Genomic DNA, 2,834 nt, shown 5'->3' with positions numbered 1-2,834 from the left:
TACAAACCTCTTCCCTTTTTATGCAACTTCAATGGGACAAAACAGTTGAGGGCGTTATCTCTCTTTTCACTCCCCGGAAAAGATATTGCTCTGAGGGAACTATACATGAGAAAATAGGCCCATACAACGAAAGTGAAGAGTATTTCTACAGCGTATTTCTACCATTCTTGGAGTAGTGAAGGGGCAGCAACATGCGCAAAACAACACAAAGAGGACATCATATCATCCCCTTTTTTGCCAGACAAAAGAGAACTTATGTTCTACCTAAAAAAGGGCAGAATAGCCTGTCAAATTACTCTAGCAATTGGTTGTAAACGGCTGTGCTCCAGGGTATAGTTTAGAATTGGGAATGAAATAACGTGATACCAGCAAAAGGAAATAGATATGGGACTTATAGTTGAGCATATCAGCAAGTCATTTGCCCAGTTTCAAGCCATCAAAGATCTCTCAATGGAAGTCAAAGAAGGCACCATTTTCGGATTTTTGGGCGCAAATGGGGCGGGAAAAACCACGACTATGCGTATGATCCTCGATATTTTTCGTCCAGATACAGGTCAGATCACCTGGAATGGCCGCCCGGTCCATGAAGTGCCACGCAGAGAATGGGGCTACCTCCCCGAGGAACGCGGACTGTACCCCAAAATGACCGTTGAAGAGCAGCTCTTATTCCTGGCTCGCCTGAACGGCCTCTCCAAACAGGCGGCAAAAACGACATTGGATGAATGGCTGGAGCGCTTTCAGATCAATGCCAATCGAAAAAAAAGAGTTGAAGAACTGTCCAAAGGCAATCAGCAAAAGGTGCAGTTTCTCGCTGCCGTATTACACAACCCCAATATCCTGATCATGGATGAGCCATTCAGCGGCCTTGATCCCGTTAACGCCAATGTCCTGAAAGAAGCCTTCTTAGAAATGCACCGTCGAGGAAAAACCATTATCTTTTCGACTCACCAGTTGGAACAAGTTGAGGAGATGTGCGAGGACATTGTCATCATCAACAAAGGCGAAATTGTCACACATGGGAGCGTTCAGGACGTAAAACGCCAACACGGGCGTAACATCGTTCGTTTAAAGCTTGAGAACGATCCAGAGGCGCTCTGGCTGGATACATTGGCCGGAGTCCATGTAACGAAAAGACGCCAGGACTATATTGAGATGGATATCCAGGCTAACCTCAATCCGAATGCCATTGTTGAGGCTGCACTACGCCATAACGGCATTATTGTGCGTTTTGAACTTGTCGCGCCATCGTTGACTGACATTTTCATCGAGACAGTCGGTAAAATCGCATTGCCTGATGCAGTTTCTACTGTTTCAGCCTAAACAAAAGGGAAAAAAGCTTCATGTTAAAGCAATCCACGCCTGCGGATGCACAAGAGAAGTCTCCATCACAGCAAAGCAACGTCATCATAAGTTCAGATAATGCAGCCAGGCATTCTCTGGCTCGCAATGTCGGCCTGATTATTGAGCGTGAATATAAGGGCCGTGTAAACACGCCAACGTATCGAATCACGACCATTATTATCCTGATCCTCATGGCGATTGGTATCTGTGTACCAACCTTCCTTCAATACTTTCTCGCCACCTCCAACTCACAAACGCAGATAGGGCTGGTAAATAACGTTGGCTCAGTGGCAAATATGTCCAACGACGATCTGGTTCACTATATGAATACCAGCCTGAATGGTGGGAAAACACAAAATACCACCAGCACATCCCATTTCGTTGTGACTGCACATGCCTCGAATGAAAGCTCCGACCTGCAAAAAAAGGTCAAGGATGGTAGTCTGCCCATTTTGCTGGTGCTTGATCGCCCGGCAAATCAAGATCTTCATATTACGCTTTATAACAAAACAAATACCACAAGCTCAAATACCGTCGATCCTGCCCAGGCACAGGTTCAGGCTCTCGTCGAACAATTGAACCTGCTCGATAAATCCGCCCGCCTGGGCCTGACCAGTACTCAGGCCCAGAACCTGTTCGCACCAGCGGATCTGAGCATTATCAATACCTATCAGAGCAATCTCTCCGAGAGCGATTCGACAACGGCTCTTATTCTGAGCATGGCAGGTGTTGTACTCATTTTCATGTCTGTATTCATGTATGGTGCTGGAGTTGCACAGGGCGTGGCGGAAGAGAAGGGCAATCGCATTGTTGAGATCCTCGTCAATGCTGCCACGCCTTTACAGCTCATGATTGGCAAAATTATTGGTATCGGTCTGGCTGGTCTCACCCAGATGGTCTGTCTGGTTGCCGTTGCGATCGGTGTCTTATTATTGCAAACACCCCTTAAAAACGCTTTACTGGGTAATGCAACGGCAGCGTCCAGTTTCAATCTGACCTTAACGGGCTCTTCTCTGACGCTGCTCTTGTTTGTGCTCATCTACTTTGTCCTGGGCTTCATTCTCTTTGCCACCCTCTTTGCGGCAGTGGGGGCACTGGTTAATCGTCAGGACGAGGTGCAGTCGGCCATCTCGCCTTTGACCTGGCTCTTTACGACAGGCTATGTTGTGAGCTTTTTCGCCGTCGGTACTCCACAGGCAGCCTGGGTCAAGGTGATCTCCTACATTCCTTTCTGGACACCAACGGTGATGCTGGTTCGTATCGCCAGTCAGACGGCCTTCTGGTGGGAGATTGTGCTCAGCATCCTGCTCATGATCGTCTCTAATATTGTCTGTGCCATCATCGCTGCCCGAATTTATCGCTTTGGTATTCTGATGTATGGACAAAAGCTAACCATCAGACAGGCATTAACAAGAATCTCTCGCAGCTGATTTTACAGCTCTACTCTTTACATACAAACACAGCCTCCGTACAATTTGTGCGGAGGCTGTGTT

Annotated in this window: 2 protein-coding genes; both read left to right on the top strand. The window is 47.4% G+C overall.

Translation table 11 applies throughout. From position 1 onward, the window contains the following. The first annotated feature begins 384 nt into the window (after positions 1–384). Entirely contained in the window at positions 385–1,320 is a 936-nt protein-coding gene (locus EL628_RS23265; RefSeq protein ID WP_126582405.1) for an ABC transporter ATP-binding protein, read from the top strand. A 20-nt stretch (positions 1,321–1,340) separates the two neighbouring features. Further along, the gene (locus EL628_RS23260; protein ID WP_126582404.1) at positions 1,341–2,771 is read left to right on the top strand and encodes an ABC transporter permease; all 1,431 of its coding nucleotides are present in this window, start codon (positions 1,341–1,343) and stop codon (positions 2,769–2,771) included. The last annotated feature ends 63 nt before the right edge of the window (positions 2,772–2,834 follow it).

Origin of the sequence: Tengunoibacter tsumagoiensis (assembly GCF_003967535.1) — a bacterium.
Classification (GTDB): domain Bacteria; phylum Chloroflexota; class Ktedonobacteria; order Ktedonobacterales; family Ktedonobacteraceae; genus Tengunoibacter; species Tengunoibacter tsumagoiensis.
The sequence above is the reverse complement of the archived record's forward strand: the minus strand, read 5'-3'. Positions and strand labels throughout refer to the sequence as shown.